Origin of the sequence: Sphingobacterium prati, from assembly GCF_013167215.1 — a bacterium.
GTDB classification, from domain to species: Bacteria; Bacteroidota; Bacteroidia; order Sphingobacteriales; family Sphingobacteriaceae; genus Sphingobacterium; species Sphingobacterium prati.
Genome location: NZ_JABJWY010000038.1, coordinates 741,391 through 767,345, shown reverse-complemented (window position 1 = coordinate 767,345; position 25,955 = coordinate 741,391). Strand labels below are relative to the sequence as shown.

The 25,955-nt window shown below is 42.3% G+C and carries 11 protein-coding genes; all 11 read right to left on the bottom strand.

Going from position 1 to position 25,955, the window contains the following annotated elements; genetic code table 11:
- Positions 1 to 9: 9 nt before the first annotated feature.
- The 11 genes from HPC41_RS22390 to HPC41_RS22340 all read right to left on the bottom strand — a co-directional run bounded on the left by HPC41_RS22390 (position 10) and on the right by HPC41_RS22340 (position 25,710).
- Positions 10 to 1,848, bottom strand: coding sequence for a RagB/SusD family nutrient uptake outer membrane protein (locus tag HPC41_RS22390; RefSeq protein WP_172396299.1), 1,839 nt, complete (start codon positions 1,846 to 1,848; stop codon positions 10 to 12).
- 7 nt (positions 1,849 to 1,855) lie between these two features.
- Positions 1,856 to 5,092: a SusC/RagA family TonB-linked outer membrane protein gene (locus HPC41_RS22385; RefSeq protein WP_172396298.1), complete on the bottom strand. Its 3,237-nt coding sequence runs from the start codon at positions 5,090 to 5,092 to the stop codon at positions 1,856 to 1,858.
- 375 nt (positions 5,093 to 5,467) lie between these two features.
- Positions 5,468 to 6,601: a glycoside hydrolase family 88/105 protein gene (locus HPC41_RS22380; protein WP_172396297.1), complete on the bottom strand. Its 1,134-nt coding sequence runs from the start codon at positions 6,599 to 6,601 to the stop codon at positions 5,468 to 5,470.
- 3 nt (positions 6,602 to 6,604) lie between these two features.
- Positions 6,605 to 8,761, bottom strand: a complete 2,157-nt coding sequence (locus HPC41_RS22375; protein WP_172396296.1) for a hypothetical protein — start codon at positions 8,759 to 8,761, stop codon at positions 6,605 to 6,607.
- Between the two features lie 180 nt (positions 8,762 to 8,941).
- A complete protein-coding gene (locus HPC41_RS22370; RefSeq protein ID WP_172396295.1) occupies positions 8,942 to 12,529 on the bottom strand; it encodes a DUF4450 domain-containing protein in 3,588 nt (1,195 codons plus the stop codon).
- Between the two features lie 157 nt (positions 12,530 to 12,686).
- The gene (locus HPC41_RS22365; protein ID WP_172396294.1) at positions 12,687 to 14,087 is read right to left on the bottom strand and encodes a glycoside hydrolase family 28 protein; all 1,401 of its coding nucleotides are present in this window, start codon (positions 14,085 to 14,087) and stop codon (positions 12,687 to 12,689) included.
- 128 nt (positions 14,088 to 14,215) lie between these two features.
- On the bottom strand, positions 14,216 to 15,277 hold the full coding sequence (locus HPC41_RS22360) for a glycoside hydrolase family protein (RefSeq protein ID WP_172396293.1): 1,062 nt from the start codon (positions 15,275 to 15,277) through the stop codon (positions 14,216 to 14,218).
- A 221-nt stretch (positions 15,278 to 15,498) separates the two neighbouring features.
- Positions 15,499 to 17,577: a RagB/SusD family nutrient uptake outer membrane protein gene (locus tag HPC41_RS22355; RefSeq protein ID WP_172396292.1), complete on the bottom strand. Its 2,079-nt coding sequence runs from the start codon at positions 17,575 to 17,577 to the stop codon at positions 15,499 to 15,501.
- Positions 17,578 to 17,609: 32 nt separating this feature from the next.
- Positions 17,610 to 20,738, bottom strand: coding sequence for a SusC/RagA family TonB-linked outer membrane protein (locus tag HPC41_RS22350; protein ID WP_172396291.1), 3,129 nt, complete (start codon positions 20,736 to 20,738; stop codon positions 17,610 to 17,612).
- A 288-nt stretch (positions 20,739 to 21,026) separates the two neighbouring features.
- Positions 21,027 to 22,535 (bottom strand): RagB/SusD family nutrient uptake outer membrane protein, encoded by a 1,509-nt coding sequence (locus HPC41_RS22345; protein WP_246250965.1) that lies wholly within the window; start codon positions 22,533 to 22,535, stop codon positions 21,027 to 21,029.
- 1 nt (position 22,536) lies between these two features.
- Positions 22,537 to 25,710: a SusC/RagA family TonB-linked outer membrane protein gene (locus HPC41_RS22340; RefSeq protein ID WP_172396290.1), complete on the bottom strand. Its 3,174-nt coding sequence runs from the start codon at positions 25,708 to 25,710 to the stop codon at positions 22,537 to 22,539.
- Between the last annotated feature and the right edge of the window lie 245 nt (positions 25,711 to 25,955).

Sequence of the window (25,955 nt, the reverse complement as noted above, 5' to 3'; positions counted from 1 at the left end):
ATAACCTGATTAAAAATTATAGCCTTCATTTTTTAATGTCCCCAAACTGCTGGTCACAGTAGAACTATGCAAGGGTAATATATAGGGCGCAGGGGCCATTCCTGTATCGTCCTTATATCCCCGCCATGAACGCAAGATGTAATCCGCGGCACGCTTTTCTTTATCGTTATACAGCGCCTTAAGCCAAGTCAGACTCGTATATCCGTCTGGATTATCTCCCTTAGAAGGACTATCTTTTAATTTAGGTGGCACAAGTACCTGCTTGAATATCCCACCATACCATTCAATTGTTTTGTCTGCTTTCAAACGATAATAAAGATTACCCGGTAAGCTCGCATATGGGCCCGCCCCATTAAACGTATTTTCTCCTATCTCAATTAGTTTTTTGCGATTTTCGGCAATTTTTTTACCAAATAGATTCCATCGGATTAAATCATAATGACGAATGCATTCACCACCCAGCTCCCAAGCGCGTTCATCAACTATCGCATTGAAAAAGGTCGCTTTACTCCCCGAAACCTGAGCCAGGTATTGGTCAACCTTATTCGCCCATGTTGCTGCTGAAAAGGCACGTTGCCGTACTTTTTTCAATGCCTCTTGGGCCTGGGGCGTAGGACCATTCAGCTCATTCTCACTTTCTGCATACATCAGGATAACATCGGATAAACGCATGATTGGCCAGTTTATACCTGTTCCTTTAGCCGAGTTTGAACCTGATGGTGTCGGCATAAGCATTCTATTCCATTTGCCTATACCGATCCCCGTAGCACTGATCGTGGCCTGTTCTAATTTCGAATTATATTTGACGAAAGCTGCTGTCTTAGCTAATCGGGTATCCAAGGTATCAAAACTATAGACATATGCAGGGTTATAGGGCATATAACTTGAACCAGATCCATAAGGATGATCTCCCGCGTCTACAGCTACACCAATATTCCATCCAACATCGCCAAATCCGGGTGCAAAAGCAACCTCATATAAGATATCGGTTTTATTCTCAACAACCCATTTACTCTGATTATCAAAAACATCCGCGAACTTTGGATCCAGCGTATGACCTGATTCATCAATCACTTTTTTACTGTAGTCCTTTGCAATTTGATAATACGTCAAATAATCCTCCTTACGTTTCATGGTCATATCAGGATATAGCCAGTACCCACCCCGACATAGTGCAAGGCGGGCGATGAGTCCTTGCGTAAATTCACGGTTCACGGTCTCTACACCATAGGTCAACTGTGAAGCCGGTTTCATACTCGGCTCAATACTGATGAGATCTTGTATCAGGGTACTTAATATCGTATCCCGCCCAGTTCGCGACAGGTATAAATTATCTCCCCCTTGTGTAGGTTTTAATTTGAATGGAATATCCCCCCAATAATTTACCAACCAATAATACCATAGCGCCCGGAGTGTCTTAGCTTCACCTAGCAGCTGCTTCATGTCGGCATGATTGGCAAGAGGAGACTGTTCAATTCCTTCGACAGCCAGATTAGCGCGATTAATCGCATTATAGGCGTTGTTCCAAACCGTCCGGATATCGCCGTTACCATCCGTGGCTTCCATCGACCAGATATCCCTTCTCGAGTTTTCAGGCGCAGCTCCCACCCCACCAACTTCAATGTCCGTATTTGGAATAAACGCGTTGGAAAGCCTGGAAGTAAAGGCATCTTGATTAAATAAAGCGTAGATGCTGCTCACTCCTTTGGTTGCATCACTCACATTTGCATAGATTGTCTCTTGTGTAAAATTTGATGGTGAATCCGTATCTAAAAACTTCTCACAGGAGATCAGTCCCAGTGAAATAACCAAAGCAATATATCTTGATTTTCTAAAATATTTTCTCATGATCTTCTTATTTAAAATTGACATTTAAACCGAACGTAAACGTTCTACTCTTGGGATAGGCAGAATAATCCACACCTGGTGTTAGCGCTGCATATGCACTGCTTCTGGTCGTGGATACTTCAGGGTCGTATCCTGAATATTTAGTCCAGACGAAGGCATTATAAACTGTTGCAAAAAGACGCAAAGAGGCTATTCCTACGCGTGAAGTCAATTGTTTCGGCAAGGTATATCCAAGCGTAATATAAGAGAGGCGAAAGAATGAACCATCTTCAATCGCATCGGAAGTCAGCACCGGTGAAGCTGTTCCCATCGAAAAAGGCGACCATACTTTGGCATCTTTATTCAGTGCTGCAAGCTCATCCAAGCCTGTTACCAATTCCCCCGCGTCGTTAATGTACTTAAAGCGGTCATGGGAATTCATCCGATCCGATATATTACCGAATGTCGTCCGGTAGAGCATATTATATTGTATGCGCCCCGTGTTATAAATATCATTGCCATATACCCAATTGAAGAAAGTGCTTAAATCAAAATTCTTATACCTTCCATTGAGTCCTATTCCCCCAGAATGTTTAGGTAGAGCATTTCCAATCACCTGCCTATCCCCTTCAGCTGTAATGAGACCATCTCCATTGAGATCTTTTAGCTTCATTGTACCAGGTCTGATGCCCAACGTCCCGCCAAGTATACCCTGCGACGAAGCAATTCCATCCTTAAGGGTATAGGAGCTACCACCATTGTAAGATTCAAAATCATTCGATGTATAGAAACCATCGGCAACATACCCATAAATCTGCCCGATGGTTTCACCCACATTAAAAAGGTAATCATCTTGCGATTTGAGGTCCGTCCCCGCCCAGTTGGATTGGAGAATCCGCTTGTTGTTACCATCCAGTTTTTCAATTTTCGGAATATTGCGCCCGATATTGAAGGATAGCGACAAGCCATAATCCTGCTTTTCGATCAGTGGTGCTGTCAACCCTATTTCAATACCCTTGTTGCTCGTTTCTCCAAGATTGATCAATTGCTTTGTAAAACCATTAAAAGCTGGAATTTCATTGTCGATAATCAAATCTTTTGTTGTGTTTTTGTAGATATCAATGATGGCCGAAAGTTTATTGTTAAAAAGACTGAAATCTAACCCTAAATTACGCGAGACTGTTGTTTCCCATTTTAAATTGGGATTAGGCAAAGACGAGTTTAAGATATTATAATATGTCTGATTAATATCCCCGGCGCCATACGGGCGATTTTGGCTAGGTCCATACAGCATTCTCCATGAATCGTTGGCGATCCGGTTATTTCCTGCCTGGCCATAGCTCAAGCGTAGCTTTAGGTCATTGATAAAATTCACATCCTTCAAGAAATCTTCTTCTTTTACCTTCCATGCGAAAGACGCTGAAGGGAAGTAGCCCCATCGTTTGGTCGGCGCGAATTTACTACTACCGTCGGCACGTAATGTGGCATAGAGAATATAACGATCTAAATAGGAATAATTTGCACGGCCAAAAAAGGATACAAAATCTTCGCCACGGACCTCATAAGTTTCCATGCGTTCGGGTGTCCCCAAGGCCATATTCGAAAATAAAACCTCTGGCGTTACATTTTCGTCGAAATATTTGGCCCGGTTCAAGCTGGTATTACCCGTTGTAAAACTCAATTCATGTCCCAGCAGGAGATTTAAATTATGTTTTTTATTCTTGATGGCTGTATAGTTAGCGGTATTAACAAAACGATAGATGCTTGCATTGGATAAATCAATTTGACCTAAAGGCAAATTCAAACCCACATTCCGGGATTCTCCTGTCAGTGGGCCCCAGTAGCGTTTACTGTCACCTCCGCGCAGGGTGATTGCAGACTCGGAACGCAGGGTCAGATTTTTCAACGGGTTATAGGTAATGGCCGCCCCGAAACTAAAATCACGGGTTTTCCGTTGTCGGTAATCTTGTTTAGCGAGTTCAACAGGATTGATCAGGCTACGAAGAAAATTATCGTAATCGTCTTCACCGTCGACGATGCTGGTCGGATCGATAACCATGTGATCCACCAAACCATTAATTGGTCTGGTCTGGATACCATCTGAAATACGGACGCTTGACGATCCCGATGTTCCGGCGCCATCGATCACATTATTGGTATACCGGGCGGAGAGATCCAATTTGAGGTTTTTATAAAGCTCATGATTCAATTTGAAGTTGAAGTAATAGCGTTTCTGTCCGGAATTCAGCATCAATCCTTCGTCCTTATTATAGGTATTGTTAAAGCCCCATTTGGTTTTCTCGGTACCACCGGATATGGAGAGATTGTGCTGACTTGAACGTACGGCTCCCCCAAAAAGCTGATCTTGCCAATTGGTTCCCGCTTGATATTTATATAGTTCTAAGTCATCGTATTCGCCAAAGAATTTTTTAAAGTTGGTATACTCGCTAGACGTTGTTCCGCGAATCATTCCATATTCATAATGCAGGAGGGCAAATTCATAGGGCGAGAGTACACCCAATTCCTTAGGCATATACTTACTTTGAAAAAAGTTATTATAATTGATGCTAGTCTTGCCAGCCTTAGGAGTCTTGGTGGTGACAATAACGACACCATTTGCTCCTTTAGAACCATAAATTGCTGTTGATGAGGCATCTTTTAGTACATCAATGGATTCGATATCTGAAGCAGAGATATCATTGAGGTTATTGACAATAAACCCATCGACAATGTAAAGGGGTGCATTATCCTGCGTAATTGAACCACCCCCACGCACCCGAATAACGATCTCCGCCCCCGGAGCACCATCCACCGTGGTGACCTGTACCCCCGGCAGCCGACCGGTCAATGCTTCGGCAACATTGACCACAGGCGCTTTCTCCAATTCCTTTCCTTTGATCGAACTCACTGCACCCGCAAGATCCTTACGCGAGACAGTACCATAGCCAATAACAACAACCTCATCAAGTCCACGCGCATCTTCCTGTAGAGTTACAATAATATTATTTCCGATGGCAGCTGGCTTTTCTGCTCGAATAAATCCTACAGAAGAAAAAACTAGGGTATCCTGGAGAGAGCCAACGGCAATAGTGTATTGTCCATCTTTGTTGGTACTTGCCTGCTTGCTTTTGCCTTTTATGCTGACCGTTACCCCCGACATCGGTTTTGCATCAGGACCATAGACTGTTCCCACAATTTTCTTTTCCTGAGCCAAGGCGACTTGTGCCACAGAAATCAGAAACAACAAGGTTTTGATTTTTCTCATAATTAAGTTACTATATTAAATTGGTTATTATTTTATTCGTGAATTACTTCACAGCACTATTAGCTGTTATCGCTTCGTTTTAATACCGCTTGGTAATTCTTTAATAAAATTTACAGCAAATTTCAATTGGTTATTCTTGTAATTCGTTTAAACAATATTAAATGAAAACAAGCTTGATACCATAAAATTGTACGATTAAAATTACGCAAACGATGCCGGCAACGTTTGCAGGACAGTTCAGGACAGTCGATGGTAACAACCGGTTGCACACAAAGTGATAGCAACAAAAAAGGCACAATCAAATTTGATTGCGCCTTAGCACAAGAGTAGTCAGTAAAAGTCTATCTTCGATAGATCCACCAAGAAGGCATGACTTTATTTTTTCGCAAGTTTATATATTTCAGTTCCCGCCAAAAGGAAGCAACCAAGCCCATAATCTTCAAAATCAGGAATTTTATCGACCGTAACAGGTTGGCCATCTTTAGGTTCTTTTCCTGTCGATTGAACATAGCCTAAAAATCCATTTGGTTGTAAGGATTCCTTCGAGATTGCATTCCAACCTTTTTCTACTGCTGGCAAAAAGTCCGCTTTTGATAGATGCCCGTTATTTATCCCCCAGGTCATTCCATACACAAATAATGCCGTACCTGAAGTTTCTTTTCCGCCAAAATAATTCGGATCATGCAAGCTCACATTCCAAAAACCATCCGTTCTTTGCAACGGGAGCAATGCCTTCGCTAATTTTTGGAAATCATCCAGGTATTCCATGTAATGTGCATCTGTCTTGGGTAGTTCCTGAAGCACCAAAGCCAAGGCTGCGAGGACCCAGCCATTTCCGCGTGCCCAGTAACAGTCTTCACCATTAGGTTCTGAATAGGGCGGTATAAAATCCTTATCGCGCCACCACAGGTTATCTTTTGGATTAAAGAGACCATGTCCTCCTTCCTGATATTTAATATGACTGTACATCTTATACATATAGTCAAAATACTTGGTGTCGTTTAATGTTGCGCCCAGTTTGACAAAGATCGGCATCGCCATTTGGATCGCATCTATCCAGGTCCAGTCATCATATCGCCCACTGTTAATGACAGCATCTATATTTGTTTTAATCGCTGCCAGGCGTTCTGGCTTTGGATCAATACGATATAGATCAATATAAGTCATCCCACAGTTTTGATTATCTGCATGTCGCGTATACACTTCACCGCGGACAGGTTTCCAATGATGCTTTTCGGCCCATTCTACTGCATAATCATAATAGCGTTTTTGATTATCGATTTTATAAAATGCCATCAGTCCTTCATAATACACACCTCGGGTCCAGATATTGGCCGGTCTTTCTTTATTTGTAATAATGGTTTTGACCGGATCAGGCCATTTATGCATAAAATAGTCATTAGCAGAACGCAACTCACGGACGATCGTAGACTTAGCTGGTAAATCCTGGGCTATCGTCACTCCTGTTCCACAGCCCAAAAGCAATAGTAATAATATTTTTTTCATCATATATTAAGGCATCTTTTTAAATCCTTCTTTTTTTATAACCCAGGAGCCGTCGTTCGGAAAGCCTGGTAAATCACCTGTGGAAGCATCCCAACCTTCCAGCATCATCGCCACGGTCGTCAATACCCCGCCATTGCCCGGCAAATAGATCCGCAGGCGTCCATCCTGATAATTATGACCATTTTTGAGGTAAGTATTGGTTTGGATATTCATAAATAATGCATCCAGCGCCTTATTGGGAAGATTCAGACGAGCAGCATTCATAGCCGTCATAGGAAAATCCCATCCCCATGTTTTTTCCCAATGCCATTTCTTCAGAACGACATCCAATGTATTTTTCATCAGTTCCTTGTTTAATTTCGGCGATTCGGGCACCATTCCCAATGCCCCCAATACCGCAGGATGATCAGTCATCCAACGCTCGTAGGTATACGAATCGGGGGCGGTTTCGGTGGCTAAGTAGAGGTTGTCCTTACTTGGTAAGGGAGCCAGTTTTTCAATAACCTGATCCCATTTTGCCACCCGGGGTTCGCCCAGACGTCCCTTCCATTCTTGGGCTACACGAAGTGCCCAATCCCAGTAAGCGACCTCATAAGTCGGATTCATCGTCTCCGAGGCCTTAAAAACTTCTTGAGCCGGGATGACACCTTTACCTACATTATACCGGCCAGTGACCTTATCGTAATGTGCAAAGTCAGCCATAAAATCAGCTGTTGCAAATACCAAATCCTTGTATTTCTTTAAGACAGCCAAGCTCTTTTTATCCCTGTATGCCAATTCCGTCATATAGATAATGTGTGGTTGCTGCCATACTAAAAATGCTGCTACAGATGACGGGCTTTCATTGCCTTCGTTGTCAGACATCTTAATCCACCGCACTCCTTGATAGCCTTGTCTTTTAGCAAGTTCCCTGGCTTTTTCAAAAGTCCGAAAATAATAGTCCAGTGTTTTTTCCATAATCTCGGTGCGCCCCCAGAGTGCGAAATGAACGGCATGCCACCAATGCATTTCTGTATGCGGCTTCCCATACCAGCTGTTAAAAGTAAGTCCTGTCTCTTGGGGCGGATTACTTCCACCACATTGTACTTTGGTCAGGTATTGAGAAAGTACCACCCTCCTTTCCAACTCATTCGCCCTCGGGTCTGTGCTACCTGCAAAATCAACCGCGGCCCCACTTTCCCAAAAATTCTTCCAAGATGCTGTACTTTCACGTGCTGCATCAGAATAGCTATGGCCATCATGATCAAATTTATCTGTGGCAGCGAATGCAAATGAAAAATCAAATTCCTGGAGTCCCGCTGCTGGTTGATACACGAAATAGTGTGGATCTGTATTTTTTATCGTTCCTTGGGAATAATCCAGTTTCGTAAAATAATCTGTACCCTGCAGCTGATGATTGATAACCGCAGATCTGGTCGATTCAGATACAATCGACGTGCTATGGCTGTCTACCTGACCATAATTGGTACCTTCATCCAAAAATTTCCCACTTGGATAAGGATAGTGTACAAATACCTTAAGTCTTTGCGCTGCGATCAATGGAGAAACGACATGGACTGCTATCCGATCACTTCCTTGGTGCGACGCTGTTTTCACAACAACTGGCTCACCTTCAATACGAAACTCACTCGTAATAATACCCGTCCAAAGATCTAACTGCTGCTTGATTTGCTGAATATTATTTACAGTCGCCCGTTGCCCATTTTTCAGATAAAGCTCCAAACCCACATTTCCTAGCTGCAATCGGTGCTTGTTCTCTCTAAAATAATTTACTGCCAAGACGTTACGCTCGGGCTCTTTCAACTGAATACTATACTTCGCATCTCGTCCTTCATTGTTAAAGTCATAGGACTTCAATGTTTCTTCGAATTTATAATTTTCTGTGTTGGGAAATGAGTCCCACCCCCATTCAGATTGTGTTCCTAGTGATACCCCATTTTTATAGTATACAGGAAATGTCTGCATACCTGTAGCATCAACGGTGTAGGCGAAGGTACCATTACCTACAGTAAGCGAGGCTAATGTATCCATGGTTTGGTTAGATACATTATGTCTTTTTACGACGCTTTCACGATCAATTTTTGTTCCTTGTTGTGCTTTGCTCAATACAGGATATACTATACTTGCAAGGGCTATGAAAATAAAGCAAAATTTCTTTTTCATCCGTATAAATTATTTATAAGTGTTGGTCTCATCCGTATAAATGAACTTGTTTACTCATTAAATTAGTATTTTAAAGTATTCGTGAGCTCACTTCGTTTGCTACACTCGGTTTGAATAAATCATGATGGTTTCATCCATTCGATTTTTTAACTATATTTTATCCTCAATATGACAATTCAACTACCGCATCAAAGTGAGACTTATCAGGCCAATGACCGCATCATTTGCCACGGCTATCAGCTCTATCGATTGCAGTGTCTTTTTTACATTTAGGGGTAGATCTAATAAGGTAGCAGCTCCCCCCTCAATGGCACGGTTGCTATACCCTTTGATATCGGTATAGTGGTGCCAGCTTCCCCCTTTATAAAGCGATCCTGATTTCAAGCTGATTCGATAAGGGATTCGTTCATCCGGGATTTCAAAGGCATAGTTATCATCCAGATAGTCTTGTTCTATCGGCCACCAATTGATAGGGTTGACCAGATCAAGCCTATCGGAGGTTCCATCCGTATAATTGACCTTAATCTTCGCGTTTACAAATTGGGATTGCATGGGATTTGTAGAACCGGAGACCAAGAGATACATTTTGCTGGCCTGACCTGTTAAAGGTATTTTGACAGTTGTCGGATAATTGTTCCACTGACTGACAAAGACCACATTTTTGGTATCATTGTTTATCTTGAATGGGATACCCAAGTATTTTAAACTATCCTGCTTGTCTTTTTTCATGATTCCGCTATCATCGATATTCGCCGTCGTCAATGGATAGCACCAATTTCCTATTCCCTGCCAAGGGAGCTGCAACGTTGGCCCTTCGGGCCTTGGCGAAAGATATTGCTGTTGAAAGATATCCGTTAAACGTGCATTGTAATAGCTTGATAAGTTTTGTTCCAAAAAACTTGGTTTATCATGCATGGTCCAATCCACATAATCGACCTTTTGATGATAATTTTCCCCATTCAGATAAAGGCTATTTGTTCCTTTCGAAAAGATAGTGATGGGAAGCGCAAGTTCTTTTATCTCTTTGGATTTTAAGTTTAAGGTCGTCTGAAAATTGCTATGCTCAATCTTTAGGTGTTGTGGCTGGCCTGAACAGTTTTCCACGACTAGCTCATAATTAGCCTGTTTTTTTACAATCGTTGCTTTTAACGGCGGTAATAAACGCATATCAACCGCTTGCCACCACTGCATAGTTCCCTGCTGAAGCTTCACAAAAAACGTTCCCATCCGCTCTTGCTGAACAAAAGAGAACTTGTCATCTGCTCGCTTTTGGATCATCCCCTGTGGGTCATAACAATCCAATAACTTTGTATGCTTCGTTAAGGGGAATGACCATGGTTCGGTGAACGCGTGCTCCGCATTTCTGGTATCCATCTTTTCGAGTTTACCTTCACCTAGTATTGCGACGTCGAAATTCCGATCAGCTTCAGATTCAATGACAACATAGGGCTTATTAATAGCGGAAGATTTTAGCGACCATTTGACTTCCTTTCCATTGACTTTAACAGCACGTACCTGTATAAAATCTATGGGGACCTCCAAGGCAAGTTTTACAGGCATCGCGTAATGCGTCTTAATCTGAAATGTAAGAGCTGCCTTTTCTTTTTTATAGGTATAACTCCATTCAGGCAGTTCGATCTGTGCAAAATTCCATGTCTCGGGAAAACCTGGTTTTATAAACAACTGTTTATCCAATAGACGTGGATGCACGCCAAATAATCCTTCAACTAATGCGCGGGATGCAACACCAATAGGATCAGCAAAATCACGGTACAATTCACCCCGAAATGCATCATAATGCGAGAGCTGCTGAAAGTTGGCTGGACTGATCCCATGGTACATGCTTTCCATGAGGTTGCTTTTCCAGAGTTGGTAGGCATCCTCCGCCCGACCAGCTTGCCAGTAGGCTAGTGCCGTTTGCAGATTCTCAGCCAAAGCAACATTATTGATTGACCAAGTATAGGGCTGCCATGTCGTCGTGGGCAATGTATACAGGTCCTGTTGTTCCTGTCCTTTGACACGAATAGGAATCTTTGGCAAATAATTAGTTACATATTGAAGGTTTTGGTAGCTTTCAAAATCATCCAGCATAGCGGCGTCCGCGGCATGGTAAATGGTCCATAATCCTGGGTTTTCGTGTACAAGCTGATGGCCAAGCCCATCCTGAAACTCCGCAAAATATCCCTTTTCTTTCAACCAAAGTCGGTCTTTTAGCGCCTTTTTAATCTTATCGGCTTCTTGTTGATAGGGTGCAGCATCTGCCCCTATTAGCTGTGCTAGTTTGACCATCATTTGATTGGCCCGGTACATATAAGCGCTAGTATGCGTAACGGCCCCGCCAGAATATTGCAATCCATCGCTGGCCCAGATCGCACAATAGGCGTCATACAAACCGTCATTGTTTCGATCAAAATTGCGTTTTTCCCACTGGAGATGCCGGGTCAGTGTGGGCCACATCTCTTTGATATAAGCAACATCCCCCGTATAATTAAAATGTGACAACAGTTGATCGATAAAGACCAAATTCATATCGTAGTGATGGGGTACCATGTTATTATTGGGATTTCGAGAAATATAACCACTGGAAAACATCGCAGTACCCATTTTCTCCAGATGTCTTGCTAGGTGCAGCGCGGTATCCATCACAACCGGGCCAGAGCTTGGTTCGACTACCTGCGAGTTGGCATAACTCGAAAAGTGTTCCTTCGCTCTGTCGTGCCATCCCAAGGCATCAGCTGCATAAGCACCCCGCCATGCATTCAAACGCATACGCCATGCCACTGCACCATGCAAAAAAGTAGGCGATTCCCAAATACCATCGGCAGCTACCGACAATGCCGCACCCAAATTATTGATATAACGATTCGGTGTGTTTATTTTAACCCGACTGGCTAAGGAAACCCTGTTCTGTTCGGCTTGTTCATAGACCTTTGCCAATGACCTTTCAGAAAATTTTGCAGCAGAACGCTTGCCCTTAGAAATTTGAATATAATATGGCTTTTTAGTCAACTTATATTCCCCCACAAGGATTGGATTGCCCGTGTTTTTTGCCTTGGTCAGATTCGACAAATCATCCAAAACCGTAGCATCTGACATACGCAGTGTTAAGCGTCCAGAAAAGCTACCCTGAATAAACTGGGATTCATTTTTCTTATTTTGATAACTTAGTTCAAAACGATTTTTCTCCAGTGTATAGCGATTATTTTCACAATAGGCAGGAAGAAGGTAAAATCCAGATTCTGGGTCTGCTCCTATGTCTCCATTTCTGCTAAAGGTTTTTCCGCTGGCACCACCATAAACAGCATAGAGCTGTACTTCGGGTCTAATGTCTATGCCCTGTATTTTTACGATCATTCCTTCGGCATCGGCCTGCGCCATGACAACGATATCGATATAGCCCTTTCCCAATAGAGCATCTTTGATACGATAATGCATGGCTCCCGGCCGATATCTTGTCTCAATATGATCGGCATTGATTAATTTTTTGCGTGTTTGTTTATTCCCGAGGACAAATTGCAGATTTCCTGCCATCCCTGGCATATAGAGTGCAAATTCAGGTAAATCGCCAGCTTCAACACGGGATGCCAAGTTATTACCATAAAGCGCGCGATTAAATCGATATCGTCCATTGACCAGCAGGAAATCTCCTTGATCTTCCGTATAATGCAATACACGGTCATTATGTTGCCAATGTTTAGATTGGGCAGCTGCCTCCTGTAATACAATACCGGCTAAAAAACAGAAAAGAATCAAGCTCCTTCGTGTCATATCAATAATTATTTCATGAGCTCGCTATGCTCAGTTTGTTATTCATGAGTTTATTGTCCCTTTAAAGCGTTTATTGCGGTCCTCTGCAGTTTTAATGACGCTCATGCTCCCTCGTAATCCGCCGCAATTCTTCATGCTAAACACCGATTATTTCATATCAATCAAAAGACTTTAGCTCCTTTCCGTTGACAATAACATTCTTTAAAGAGACATTCTTGAGGTAATCCACTTTAAATGCTTCTTTTACACCATCAATCTTACAATTAACCATTGTAAAATCAGTTACAGGTGACGATTCGTACGCTGTGGAGAGCACAGCATACTTACCACCACCTTTGACCTGAAGGTTTTCGACCCAAATGTTACGGATTGTTGGGAAGTGCTTTCCAGGTTTTTCATAAAACATATTGAAGCGTACCGCCGCTTCTTTATACTGTCCCACTTCCGTGTTATAAAAAAACACGTTTTCAATAATACCACCTCGGCTGGAACTGGTTTTTATGCGTAGCGCCCGATCCAGATTGGGACTATCCATCACATTGTTAAGTGCGTAGATATTTTTGGCTCCGCCTGCAATTTCGCTACCGATGACGACGCCGCCATGTCCATCCTTCATTTCACAATTTTCGATGATATGATTCTCAGCGGGTCGACCAATATTGCGGCCATCTTCATCTCGTCCAGATTTAATAGCAATGCAGTCATCGCCGGTATCGAAATAACAGTTTCTGATCCATACATTTTTACTTGCCTCAGGGTCACAGCCATCATTATTAGGTCCATGGCTCACCACTTTCACGCCCTCGATCAACACATTTTCGCATAAGACAGGATTAAGATTCCACATGGGCGAATTAATTAGCTTCACATCAGCAATCCAGACATTTTTGCAGAGATAAGGCTGTACAAAATTGGGACGGAGAAAATGTCCATCGCCAAATACCCTTTTATTCGGATCCATCTCTTGGGCCATCTGCTGATGCAAAATTGCCCGAGCAGGCTTTTGTTCGCCAGGACGGCCTTCGTGCCAGCCATATTTACGGGCACCGCACCAATACCACCAATGATCATTGTCAGCATTTCCATCCAGTAATCCTTTTCCCGTAATCGCAATATTTTCTTCTTTATACGCATAGATAAAGGGCGAAAAATTGATACACTCCATTCCTTCCCAACGGGTGAAGACCATCGGATAATCTGCACTATCTCTACTAAAGAGCACCGTTGCACCCTCGCTGATATGAAGGTTGACATTACTTTTCAAATAAATGGCACCAGTCAAGTATATTCCTTTAGGAACAATCACACGTCCTCCGCCCTGCTTATTGCAGGCCTCTATTGCTTTTTTAAAGGCTCCGGTATTTTTTGTCCTGCCATCTCCAATTGCACCGAAATCAGCGATGGAATAATCTTTCTTTTTGAATGTAGGCGCGACAATGACCTTTTTGAGCTGTTCAATTTCCTTTAAGGGTTGCTGTGCACTGGTCCAGGTTGTCTGTTGTGCTTGACTTGCTACGCATGCAAAAATAGCGAGGAGCATACTAAAAATCTTTTTCATGGGTATATAATTGTTTCTGGTTATCATTGTTATACTTGCAGGTTTCGTGCACCTGCATCGGTCTTCAGCATACAGGAGCACAACTTTGCAGTTACATTCTCAAACTAAACATGACTATGGCATATTCCTCACACGATCTCAAAAACAAAAGTTGTCGAGGTCCCGGCTACGCCACCTTGGGTAGCTCCAAATAGAAAACGAGGTTCATCGGTTACTTTATCCATTAGGATCATAGGCCGTTCCAGCCGGCCAAACCGTTTCAAATTCGGCGGTGGTGGCGGTTCTTGGACATATTTAGTTAAATTCAAATACGCTACTTTCGGTTCGGACCATTGCAACCCATCTGATGATGTTAAGATTAGGCCATATTCATGATTATAAAACCCCATATCCCTTGCGATTAAACAATATTGTCCGTCTTGTTTCCAGACGAATGCGTCTTCAAGCTGGGCATTTTTGGGTCGATCTGAAAAATCAATCACTGGAGATTCAGACACCTTTAGGTATGGTCCTAAAGGATGATCTGCTTTGGCCAACCCATATTTTCGATTTCCCCTGACAGGGCCTTTATCACGTAAGTATTCAGCTGTATTCCAAGATTTATAATACAGCCAAAATTTACCATCATCGCCCTTTAAGAATGCTGGATTTGTGGTACAGTGGTCATCCCACGTTCCTTCTGCTCCGGGCAATAAGGTCGGATGATCACTCCGTTTCCAAGGCCCATCCAAGCTTTTCGCTGTTGCCACACCTATCCTCTTCGTATCTGTCTTTCCATTGGAATTTCCCATATAAAAGAGATAATAAGTATCATCTATTTTTTTTATCAAGGGATTATGGCAAGTTGTACTGTCCCAAAATCCCTCGCGCGGCTGTAATACGACATTCTGGTGTCTAAAAACTCCATATGGTGAATCGGCAATAGCATGGGCTATTTCAGAACCTTTGATCCAGCCTCCCATTCCCTTCTCCTTTCGCCATCGGGAATAAAAAAGATGGACCTTCCCATCCTCTCCCCAAATCGGCGATGAACACCAAATAAAATAATCCTGTAATTGCAATGAACGACCAATCGGTTTCAATTTGAAATAGGGCGACTCTATCCTACCCTGTTGGCCCCATGTATCTAAAGGCAGCAAGGTTGTCATCCATAAAAATGCATTTGACTTTAAGAAGACTCTTCTATCCATTTGAACATTCCCTTCCGTTGATTTACAATTTGGTTTAATCAGACCCGCAATATTTACACGAATCAAGCCGTAAGATAATAAAAGGAGTCAAGCCACCTATCCTGCGCTATCCTGCAACCGATTGCAAACCAATATTTCCAAAGCTGCTATAGGTTTCCTCAAAAAAAAACTACCCATTCTAGTACAGAACAGGTAGATTCACGTTTATTATATTCACTAAATTAATAGCCTGGATTTTGCATCGCTTGTTTTTCTGCTGGTGTCAAGGCAGCACCACTTTCACTGGTCGTTGCATCCAAGAAAGATTGCGGAATCGGTCGATAGTAATGTGTATTCGGACTGAAGGCTGTATTTCCTCGTACATAACCGTCATTAAATGCTTTCCATCTGGCCTCCAATGTTTTGGTACGTGCCAAATCTTCCCATCGGTAGAGTTCACCACATAATTCACGTGTGCGCTCATTCAATAGGAAAGCCATCATTTTCTGTGCATTACTTGCTGCACCCAATTTCTCATAGATCGGAGCATCGACTTTCGAGTTATAAATATCAGCGACCGAATTAATCAGCATCTGTGATTCGGATGATGCTGTTGTATTAGCCATATCGTTATTGGATTCATAGTAGGAGTTTCCTTCCCAATAAATTGCACCCTCAGCCGAAAAGCCACCTCCTTTACCAACAGCATAGGAATTATTCTTGTAAGCTTGTCCGCCATCAACATTTTTCGCGCGATCTTCACCACTTTTATAGCCGGCACGGCTGCGCAATTTATTAATCCACTGTATAGCATTGGCATATTGCCCTTCCCCCTTACGGATATACGCTTCAGCCACCATTAAGACATCTTCAGCCGAACGGGCCATAATCACGTCACGAGTACCATTGGCAGATGCTATACTCACCCGATAACCGTCTCTGAACTTTGAGAGCGCCACATAACGTGATTGTACACCGTAGTAGCCATTATTTCCATGTTGGCCCACCCAAGCTTGTGGTTCTCCTTGGAAGTAACGCACGAAAGTATGCGGATTTTGCATCACGCCATTTTTAAGCACTCCAGTCGCGTCACTGGCCACTGCTTTATAACGTGTATCACCAGCGTTATTCACAATATACTTAATCCCCAGTTCCCCACCTTTAAAGCGTTTGGTTCCAACAACAGTACCCTCAGGACCCAACGGTGCATTTGTCGCTGTCCATGTTGGCGCATTAGCGGTATTATTGGCGCCATACATCGTAATAAAGGACTTCCAAAAACGGGAGTCATTGACCCGGTCAAAGACATCTAAAGTATAATTTGTCGTACGTGCATAAGAGAATTCACGATCCCCAGAGATATCCCGGCTAGTTCCCGCTAAATCCTGATAAACTGCAGGATAATAAAGGTGGATCTGATTTCCATAACGTCCCCAAGTCGCCTGGTCGTCCGAGAATTGTGCCGACAGAACAACCTCCGAGACCTTTTCATTGGCACTATTCGCCTTTTGATAATCCCACAATTTTACATAATCATCAACTAAGGGATGAGCCGCAACAACTTCCGTTCCGTATTTGATAACCGCATCCAAATCTTCTGCGGTATATTTTGAATTCCAGGAAGCATATAACTCGCTCGCACGGGTTAATCTTGCTTTAGCAATGTAATGTGCAGCAGCTGATTTAGTCACACGTCCAAATTCGGTGGCCGAAGCAGGCAATAAGGTATAGGCCTGTTCCAGATCCGAAATGGCCTGAGCAAAACAGGCATCTTCCGAAGCCCGTGTGAAATAGGATTCAACTTTTGTCGTTGGGGTCAATTTCAAGGGTACGCCACCAAACTGTATAATTAATTGCAAGTAAAAATATCCGCGCATAAAGTATCCCTCGCCAAGACGTGTATTATAATTTGCATTGGATTTATCATAATATAAGGGTACATTCTGAATCAAGGTATTGGCCGATTCGATCCCACTATACATATTGTCAAATACCGGTTGGATATTTGCTCCACCATAGGTTGATTCAGCTGGGTTAAGATCCATGCTATAACTATTAAAACTAGGGGATGGATTATTTGCATCGGTAAACTCATCCACTCCTAAATTGAACAGAGCCATACCCCAGGTATAATTATATTTAAATTTCAGCTTAGAGTAAACTCCTGTTGCCAGATCATCCAACCCTGCCTGCGTTTTAAAGTATTCTGTATCTGGTATGGTAATCTGATCCTCTTTTAAAAAGTCTTTGCTACATCCATTCAATACTAGCAATCCAGCAGCACCAAAGATGGAAGCAATTAATATTTTATAATTTTTCATTAAAATGATTTATACGTTAAACTTTACGTTCTCTAAAAACCGATATTGACTCCGATCACAGCACCTCTTGTCGTAATGGACGAACCTGGTTGAGTTGTATTGTTATTATAGCTTGCTAAATCGGGATCCAAGAAGTCTACTTTTGAATATAACATTGCGGGGTTCATCACCTGCGCATAGACTTTAAAATTACTGATACCTAGTTTTTCCAATTTTGCCCTTGGAAAATTATAACCCAAACTCACATTCCGCAACTTAATAAATGATCCATCACGGTAATTCATGGAAGAGTTCCATGGATCCGCTGCCTCACCATTCGATCCCGGCTGATAATACTCTGCATCTTCGTTAACTCCGGGAATAAAATAATCCAATTTACGCATCATAAAGCGTCCCCCCAAAGTCTCTGCGCCGGTATTAATGGTATGTCCCCACCGCGAGAAAATAAAGAACGATAAATCAAAGTTTTTGTATGTAAATGTATTCATAATACCACCGGACCATTTTGGACGGTAGGATCCCAAAATTTGTCGGTCATAATTGCGGTCTACTTTACCATCGGGCACACCGTCTGGACCACTGATATCCTTCACACGAATCTGTCCGGGTTTAGCGCCATACTTTGCAGCTTCTTCTACTTCCGAGGTTTTCCAAATGCCGTCGTAGACCATATCATAAGGGACTTGTATTTCCTGGCTAATAAACCAGTTATTATTAACGTCTTCTTTGAGTCCATTATTCAATTCAAGGATTTTGTTCTTATCCTTTGACCAAGTTAAAGTTGTATTCCACTGGAAATTGTCATTTTTAATATTGACTGTGTTTAATTGAAAATCAATCCCCCATCCGGATGTTTTCCCCACATTTGCTAAAGTCGAACGAAATCCCAGCACAGGATTTAACGTCATATCAAGTAAGAGATCATTTGTCTTTGTTTTATATATATCCAAACTACCGTTGATGCGATTATTAAAAAATCCAAAATCAATTCCCCCGTTATATTGTGTAGTACGCTCCCAGCCCAACTCAGGGTTTGCCATTTTTTTAGGGTTAGCAGCAGAAGGATCTGATGCAACATATCCAGGCGTTGAATTCGTTGCACTCCAATTATAAAAATTTTGCGTCAATCCGCCTTTTGTTTCATAAGGGCTAATTGCAGCATTACCTACGACACCAGCTCCCAAACGTAATTTTAAGGTGTTGATAAATGGGGCATCTTTCATAAAGTCTTCTTGGTCAATGCGCCAAGAAGCCGCTACAGAGGGAAATGAACTCCATTGGTGACCAGGTGCCAATACTGATGAACCATCCCATCGCACAAAGGCAGTCAACATATAACGGTCTTTATAGCTATAATTTGCACGAGCCATATAGGATTCTCTTTGTTCCTCTAATAGACCCGTCCCCCAACTACCTATAAAGCCCCCAGAGTTAATATTATACCATAATTCCCTGGCACTGTAGACATCCGTCGCCCGCATATCGCTCGTTTCAACATTCCTTTTTGATGAACTCTGCAATAACGTAATGCCCAAATGATGATCTGTTCCAAAGTCACGATCGTAGTAAATTAAATTATCCAAGGTCCAAGAAAGATCTCGACGGGTAGAATATCTTATCGCATTATTTCCATCACCATTAATTCCTTCGGCCGCATTCGCCAAGCCCGCACGGTTATATCGAAATTCAGGTCCAAATTGCACCCGGTATCTTAGACCCTTTAATGGTGCATAGATCTGCCCAAAATCCAACTGACTAAAGAAACTACCATTGGCTCCAAATGTCTGCCGTTGATTGGTGTTGTATTCCAATTCATTGATTGGATTAATGATATTAATATCACCTGCCGCAGGATTTCTCAGGTAGTTTCCATTCTCGTCATAGGGTACTGTCCAAGGTAACATCCCTCGTAAAGCGCTGTAATAATCACCCGCTCCCGTAACTGATTTAGAAAAGTTGTAACCGTAGTCTTGATCCGAGAAAAATGTGTTTAGTGAAGCGCCCATGGTAAACCACTTCGTCGGAGTCGCTTCAAAACTAACTTTTGAGGTGTAACGATTAAATTTTTGTCCTGGTTGTGTGGCATCTTGCTTGAGATAACCAAATGAACCATAGCCTTTCGAATTCTCTCCACCCCCTGATACACTTAAGGTATGTTCTGTTGATAAGGCATTTTTACGTCCAGCATCAGCCCAATCGTAATTCCCCACAAGATTTGGATCCCAAACCGTATTATTGTTGGTCCAGCCTTTGGCAATATTAGCCCAAGAAGCTGCGACAGAACCCCACTTTGAAAAATCATTTGTATAATTAGGTGTTGTTGTTCCAAATTTCGCCAAACGCGCATAATCTAACCATTCCGCAGCGTCCATATACTCGGTGACGTCATACATCTTTTCGAATGTCGCTGTACCAGCATAGTTTAATAACAAACGGCCTTTCTTTCCTTGTTTGGTCGTCACCAAAACAACACCGTTCGCCCCACGTGAACCGTACACTGCTGTTGCAGAAGCATCTTTTAAGACATCAATGGTCTCAATATCACTCGGATTGATATTATCAATTCCACCTGCCTGCAATACCATTCCATCAACTACATAAAGGGGGCCTTGGTCTGCTGTAATCGACCGAACACCTCTTATTGTTATATTCCCTGTAGTTCCGGGTCGTTGATTCGATGTAATATCAACCCCTGCCACCTTGCCTTGCATCGCCTGCAAGGCATCTTTTACGGGCATTGCCTTCAGTTCTTTTTCGCCCACACTCGCGATCGAACCCGTTACATCTTTCTTTTTCATGGTGCCGTAGCCAACCACCACGACTTCATCCATGACATCCGCCTTTTGTGCTAAAACTACATTAAAGTTATTTTGACTACCAACGGAAATTTCTTGGGGTTCAAAACCAAGACTTCTGAAAGCCAATACATCTGAAGGCATAGCACTAATGGTAAATGACCCATCGGCATTGGTCTTTGCCGTCATGGCTTTGCCTTTTACCTGTACCGTCACGCCTTGTATAGGTGAACCTTTTTCATCATTTACCTTTCCAGTCCTAGTGGTTTGAGCAAACAAGTTGAAGGTACACAGCATCGCCATAAACAGCAAAAAAGCGTACTTCTTTACATGATGATCAAACCTAATTGTTAAATAGTTTATCATTAAAGTATTATTTAGGTATTATTTTATTTCTTCCCTTGTTGATTTTCGGTAATGAAAATCCTTTTCATCGTATTGAATTAACGAAAAAGCTTTACGGTTTTTTTCGTTAATTCCTTAATCGGACTGACTTAAAAAAAATGATAATCAGGATTCCTCTTAGGTTTATAATGATGGATAAAAATAACAGGATGATTTGTAATAACCATCCTGTTCAATCCTGTGATTGGCTGGCGCCAAAAATAAAAAAATCGCCCATAAATACCGAGGGCGATTCAATTCGTTAAAATATTAATATCCGGGATTCTGTGTATACAAGCCCGGGCTATTGTCGAGTTCGGATTGTGGCACAGGGTATAACACATAATTTACGTGAAAAGCAGACATTTGTTTTGCTACATCGTCCTTCGTGATCCAAGCCTTCATGACAGATTCTACGGTACCGCCACGGATAAGATCAAACCAGCGTGTTCCCTCACCGATAAATTCCCGTCTACGCTCGTCCATCAACTGCGATTTAGTTACATTGGCTAGCTCAGTTGTCAATCCAGCACGTTTTCTGATTTGGTTGACGACCGCATCAACATCCATCGCTGTTGAACCAGCTGCGCCGTTCAATACACATTCCGCTTTTAATAGCAATAGATCCGTATAACGAAATACAATGTAATTGATTGGCCAATCGGTTCGGCTCGCTGGTACTTTCGTCACATCAACAAATTTTTTAACGAAAGGTCTAGTTTCAACAACATTGCCATAAGTATATCCTTGCTGAATACTGAATGTTTTCCTACCATCACTTGCATCATACAATTTAAGCAAGTCTTCAGATACAGGTCTAATCGTAAGGCCTCCTTGTGTGGCTAGCCCGAGTGAATTGAACCAGTTGTCAGGCACGAGTACCCAAGGAAATGTAGCCCCTACTACGGGGTTAGCCCCACTTGAATATTCTATATTGAAGATCACTTCTTTATTGCGCTCATTACCATAATCAAAAACGCTATTATAACTGGTCAACAAACTAAATTCATTGCTATTGACCACATCGTTAAACTGCTCCACAGCTTTCGCCCATTCATTGCTGTTCAAGCCCGCTCCTTCAACACCCAAAGTGGGTCCTGATCGCGTCATATAAACTAATCCGAGCAACATTTTTGCAGCGTATTTATTGACACGACCTTTATCTACCGCCGCATAAGCACTGGGTGCTGGAAGCGCATTAATAGCCTTGTTCAGATCTTCAATAATGAAGGCATACAGCTCCTCAACGTTGCTCCGTCCAATATTTTTGGCTTGACTGGCAGGCACAACCTTGTCGATCAGTGGCACTTTTCCGAAGTATCGAATCAAATCAAAATAAAAAAATGCACGCAGAAATCGAGCTTCGCCTTCCATTCTATTACGAAGATTAGCATCAGAAATGGCCGTAGCACCATTTGCCGTAAGTTGTTCCAAATAATTGTTTACCCGAAAAATACCGTTGTAATTTGTTTGCCAAGCTTCTATTACATAAGGATTACTGGCAATCGTTTTATGAAAACTATTGATTCCTTCCCAATCACGTACCCCTCCATCTGACACGGCGTACAAATTGTCAGATCGCGTCTCCGAGAGATTCATCAGACGGTCTGGATATCCTCGTGTACTATTATATATGGCGTTCAATCCTTGAACAAAATCATTCGTAGTCTCAAAGTACGTGTCAGATGTTGCACTCGAAATTGGCTGCTGATCCAAATCCATTTTGCAAGATCCCAATAAACCTGCCATCAACAAAAATATACTCAACTTTTTCATCATTTTAAAAATTTACGTTTAAACCAAATGTTACTGTTTTTGGAATTGCCAAGCCCCCATAGTCACCCGCTTCGGGATAATCAGCGCTTCCGCTAAGGTTTGTATTTGAAGATTCTGGATTTACACCACCGTCATATTTGTCCTTTCCCCAAAAATTTTCCAATGTCACGAATAAACGGACTAAACTAAGTTTGGACTGACTGCCCAATTTTAGGTCTTTTATATTATAACCTAAAGTTACATTTCGTAGACGCCAATAATCTGAAGAATACAACCAATCTGTATTTTTGATCCGTCCGAATGTCGAATACGCTTTCCCCACGCGGCCTTCCCCGGGATCCTCTTCTGAACGCCATCTATCCCGATAAAATCCGAGTGCATTGTCCGATGCTCCTTGACCCGTACGTCCCAATGCCCGTCCTAACAAGGAATAGATATGCCCTCCATTTTGGCCTTGGAACATGAAACTTAAGTCAAAATTTTTATACTTAAAGTTGTTGGTGATTCCCCATACATAACTAGGGTTTGGGTGTCCCACAATTACGCGGTCGCTCGCATCGATCACACCATCGCCATTGGCATCCACGTACTTTGGATCACCAGCCTTTTGGCTACCATACAATGCGGTCCCGGCATCAATATCTGCCTGACTCAATATACCATCTTGTTTAACAACATAAATACTATACATCGGTTCACCAACCCGCAAAAGGCTATGTTGGATATCGAACGAAGACGGAATTAAGATTTCCTTTTGCTCACCAGCAAGTTTTGTTACCTCATTGGAATTATGACTGATATTAAAAGAGGTAGACCACGAAAAATCCGATTTTCTGATCTGATGGGAAGTGATCTCGAAATCCCAACCTTTACTTTTTACTTCACCGGCATTATCCAAGTAGGAAGAAAAACCTGTCGCCAACATGGACGGCACATTCAACAATAGATCACTACTCTTACGCGTATACCAATCAAACGATCCTGTGATGCGGGAACCCAAAATACCAAAGTCCAATCCAACATCGTATGTCCGGGATTTTTCCCATTTTAGGTCCGGATTAATGATATTGCTTGGCGCCTGCCCGGATGACGAAAGACCATTTGACGAATAATTATAAAAACCCAATAAAGCAATGCTGCTGTAATCTCCGATATTATTATTTCCAGATTCACCATAACTTCCACGCAGTTTCAGCTCATTGATGAAAGTGATCGGTTTCATAAAATTCTCCTGCGACAAACGCCAACCCATAGAAAGCGATGGAAACCAACCCCATTTTGTATTTAATCCAAAACGCGATGAGCCGTCACGTCGAATACTTCCCGAAAGAAGGTATTTTCCGTCATAGGCATATTGAACCCGTCCAAAATAAGACAGCAAGACGCTTTGTGTTGCGCCGGTTGAAGCCACCGTAGCGACTGCGCCATTCAAAGTGGTTATGGAACTATTGGTATAACCTCCCTGTGAGGTGATAGATGAAGTTTCAAGTTTATCAAAATTATAGGCTTGCCCTAATAAAGCAGTAATATCATGTTTGTCGATATTGAGATGATAGTTTAGGGTGTTTTCATTGACAAAAGTTTGCTTTCGATATACACTATTCGACCCATAGGTCGCTTGATTCGGGTTGTTGGTGCGATTAGCCAAAGTTCCGCCTACGGTATAGGGCTGAAATCTATTGCTTCGACTATCGGTTTGATCCAGATTGACCGTGGTCTTAAAATTTAAGTTCTCTAGGATATTGTACTGTCCGTAAACTGTCCCCAATAAACGTGAAATTTTATTTTCCCCAATATAATAGTTCAATTTTGCAATCGGATCATTTGTTGATGTGCTCCAAGGGTATTTTTCGTTGTCAAAAACATTCACCGTTCCTGCAGGATGATCCTGAACCGGTGACATCGAGTAAATTTGATGCATAATATTGTCCTTTCCTTCCACCCCGGGGTCATTTCCTATTGAATAGGTAGGTGCCAGGTTTAAACCAAATGCGAATTTCTTATTCGGTTTCACTTCGACGTTAGCTCGCGCAGTATAGTTTTTATAGTCCAATCCTTTCACAATACCTTGCTGATTGAGATAGTTTCCCGACACATAATAATTGACAAATTCTGTCGCTCCCGACGCTGCAACCTGGTAGTTTTGGATCACGCCTTTTCGATATGCTTCGTCTTGCCAATTAATCAGGTAAAGCCCGGGATGCCCAGGTTCCAGCCAACGGTCGTCATACATATAAGATGTATTATATGTCCCATCGGCGAGCCCCAATATTTTCCGTCGTTCGGCATTACTTTGGCTTGCCAACCTTCCTGTACCCGAGGCTTCCCATTGCGCATTGATCATCTCCACAGCTCTATCTATCCATTCTTCACCATTCAACATATCCAATTTCTTATAAGCTTCGGAAATGCCCACGTATGAATTGAGGCTCACTTTGGCCTGGCCGCTCTTTCCGCGTTTTGTCGTGATCAGAACGACGCCATTTGCCGCCCGTGATCCATAGATTGCAGCTGCAGATGCATCTTTTAGGACCTCCACAGATTCAATATCATTGGGGTTCATATTATCTAGGGGATTTCCCGAGGCATAGTTTCCTGAGCCATTCTGTGCTGCTGTTGATAAGGGGAAGCCATCAATAACGTACAAGGGTTCACTACCAGCAGTAATAGAACCCGATCCCCTGACCTGAACACTTAACCCTTTTCCCGGAACACCTGTGGATTGCTTAACCCTTACCCCTGACATCTGTCCGATCAAGGCTTGATCAACACGCGCAATAGGACGCTCATCGAGATTTTCGGCATTAAATTTTGAAACTGGAGCAATAAGATTAGCCCGTTTTTGGGATCCATACCCAATAACAACAACTTCATCGATCGATTCTTGTTTTGGGGTCAAGTTCACTTGTAAAAATGAGAGGTTAGCTACATTGAGGGTTTTAGTGAGATATTCTATCGACGTGAAGGTAATTTTATCTCCTGGCTTGGCAACGATACCAAATTCACCATTTGGATTCGTTGTTCCACTACCTTTGCCGTTGACATGAATAGTCACTCCGCTGACAGGTTGACTTTTATCGTCAACAACTTTTCCCTTCAGCAGTTCTTGAGCATATAATACCTGAGTCAAAGCCAACTGGGCCATTACTACGGTACCATATCGTAAGATATTTTTCATGGGTTGAAGTTTAAATTGTTATTTGTGATTTATATCGGTAACTGGAAGTTATGATATCCCTTTAAACTAACTATCCTGAACTTACAGGCTCCTATGTATCCAGTCTGTTACAGAAACTAAAAAACCCCATAAATGGGGCTTTTTGTAAATATTATTTTTTTCAATGTAACGGATTCATTTTCTTTTCAATCCAGTTAAAGTTCAATATAAACTTCTTGCCATGGTGAAAAATTGACCAACCAAGT

What these genes read in the sequence shown, in the direction of transcription:
- HPC41_RS22385 (WP_172396298.1), bottom strand. Translation starts at nt 5,092, where the DNA reads ATGAGAAAAATCAAAACCTTGTTGTTTCTGATTTCTGTGGCACAAGTC.
- HPC41_RS22355 (WP_172396292.1), bottom strand. Translation starts at nt 17,577, where the DNA reads ATGAAAAATTATAAAATATTAATTGCTTCCATCTTTGGTGCTGCTGGA.
- HPC41_RS22345 (WP_246250965.1), bottom strand. Translation starts at nt 22,535, where the DNA reads ATGATGAAAAAGTTGAGTATATTTTTGTTGATGGCAGGTTTATTGGGA.
- HPC41_RS22390 (WP_172396299.1), bottom strand. Translation starts at nt 1,848, where the DNA reads ATGAGAAAATATTTTAGAAAATCAAGATATATTGCTTTGGTTATTTCA.
- HPC41_RS22380 (WP_172396297.1), bottom strand. Translation starts at nt 6,601, where the DNA reads ATGATGAAAAAAATATTATTACTATTGCTTTTGGGCTGTGGAACAGGA.
- HPC41_RS22375 (WP_172396296.1), bottom strand. Translation starts at nt 8,761, where the DNA reads ATGAAAAAGAAATTTTGCTTTATTTTCATAGCCCTTGCAAGTATAGTA.
- HPC41_RS22365 (WP_172396294.1), bottom strand. Translation starts at nt 14,087, where the DNA reads ATGAAAAAGATTTTTAGTATGCTCCTCGCTATTTTTGCATGCGTAGCA.
- HPC41_RS22370 (WP_172396295.1), bottom strand. Translation starts at nt 12,529, where the DNA reads ATGACACGAAGGAGCTTGATTCTTTTCTGTTTTTTAGCCGGTATTGTA.
- HPC41_RS22340 (WP_172396290.1), bottom strand. Translation starts at nt 25,710, where the DNA reads ATGAAAAATATCTTACGATATGGTACCGTAGTAATGGCCCAGTTGGCT.
- HPC41_RS22350 (WP_172396291.1), bottom strand. Translation starts at nt 20,738, where the DNA reads ATGATAAACTATTTAACAATTAGGTTTGATCATCATGTAAAGAAGTAC.
- HPC41_RS22360 (WP_172396293.1), bottom strand. Translation starts at nt 15,277, where the DNA reads ATGGATAGAAGAGTCTTCTTAAAGTCAAATGCATTTTTATGGATGACA.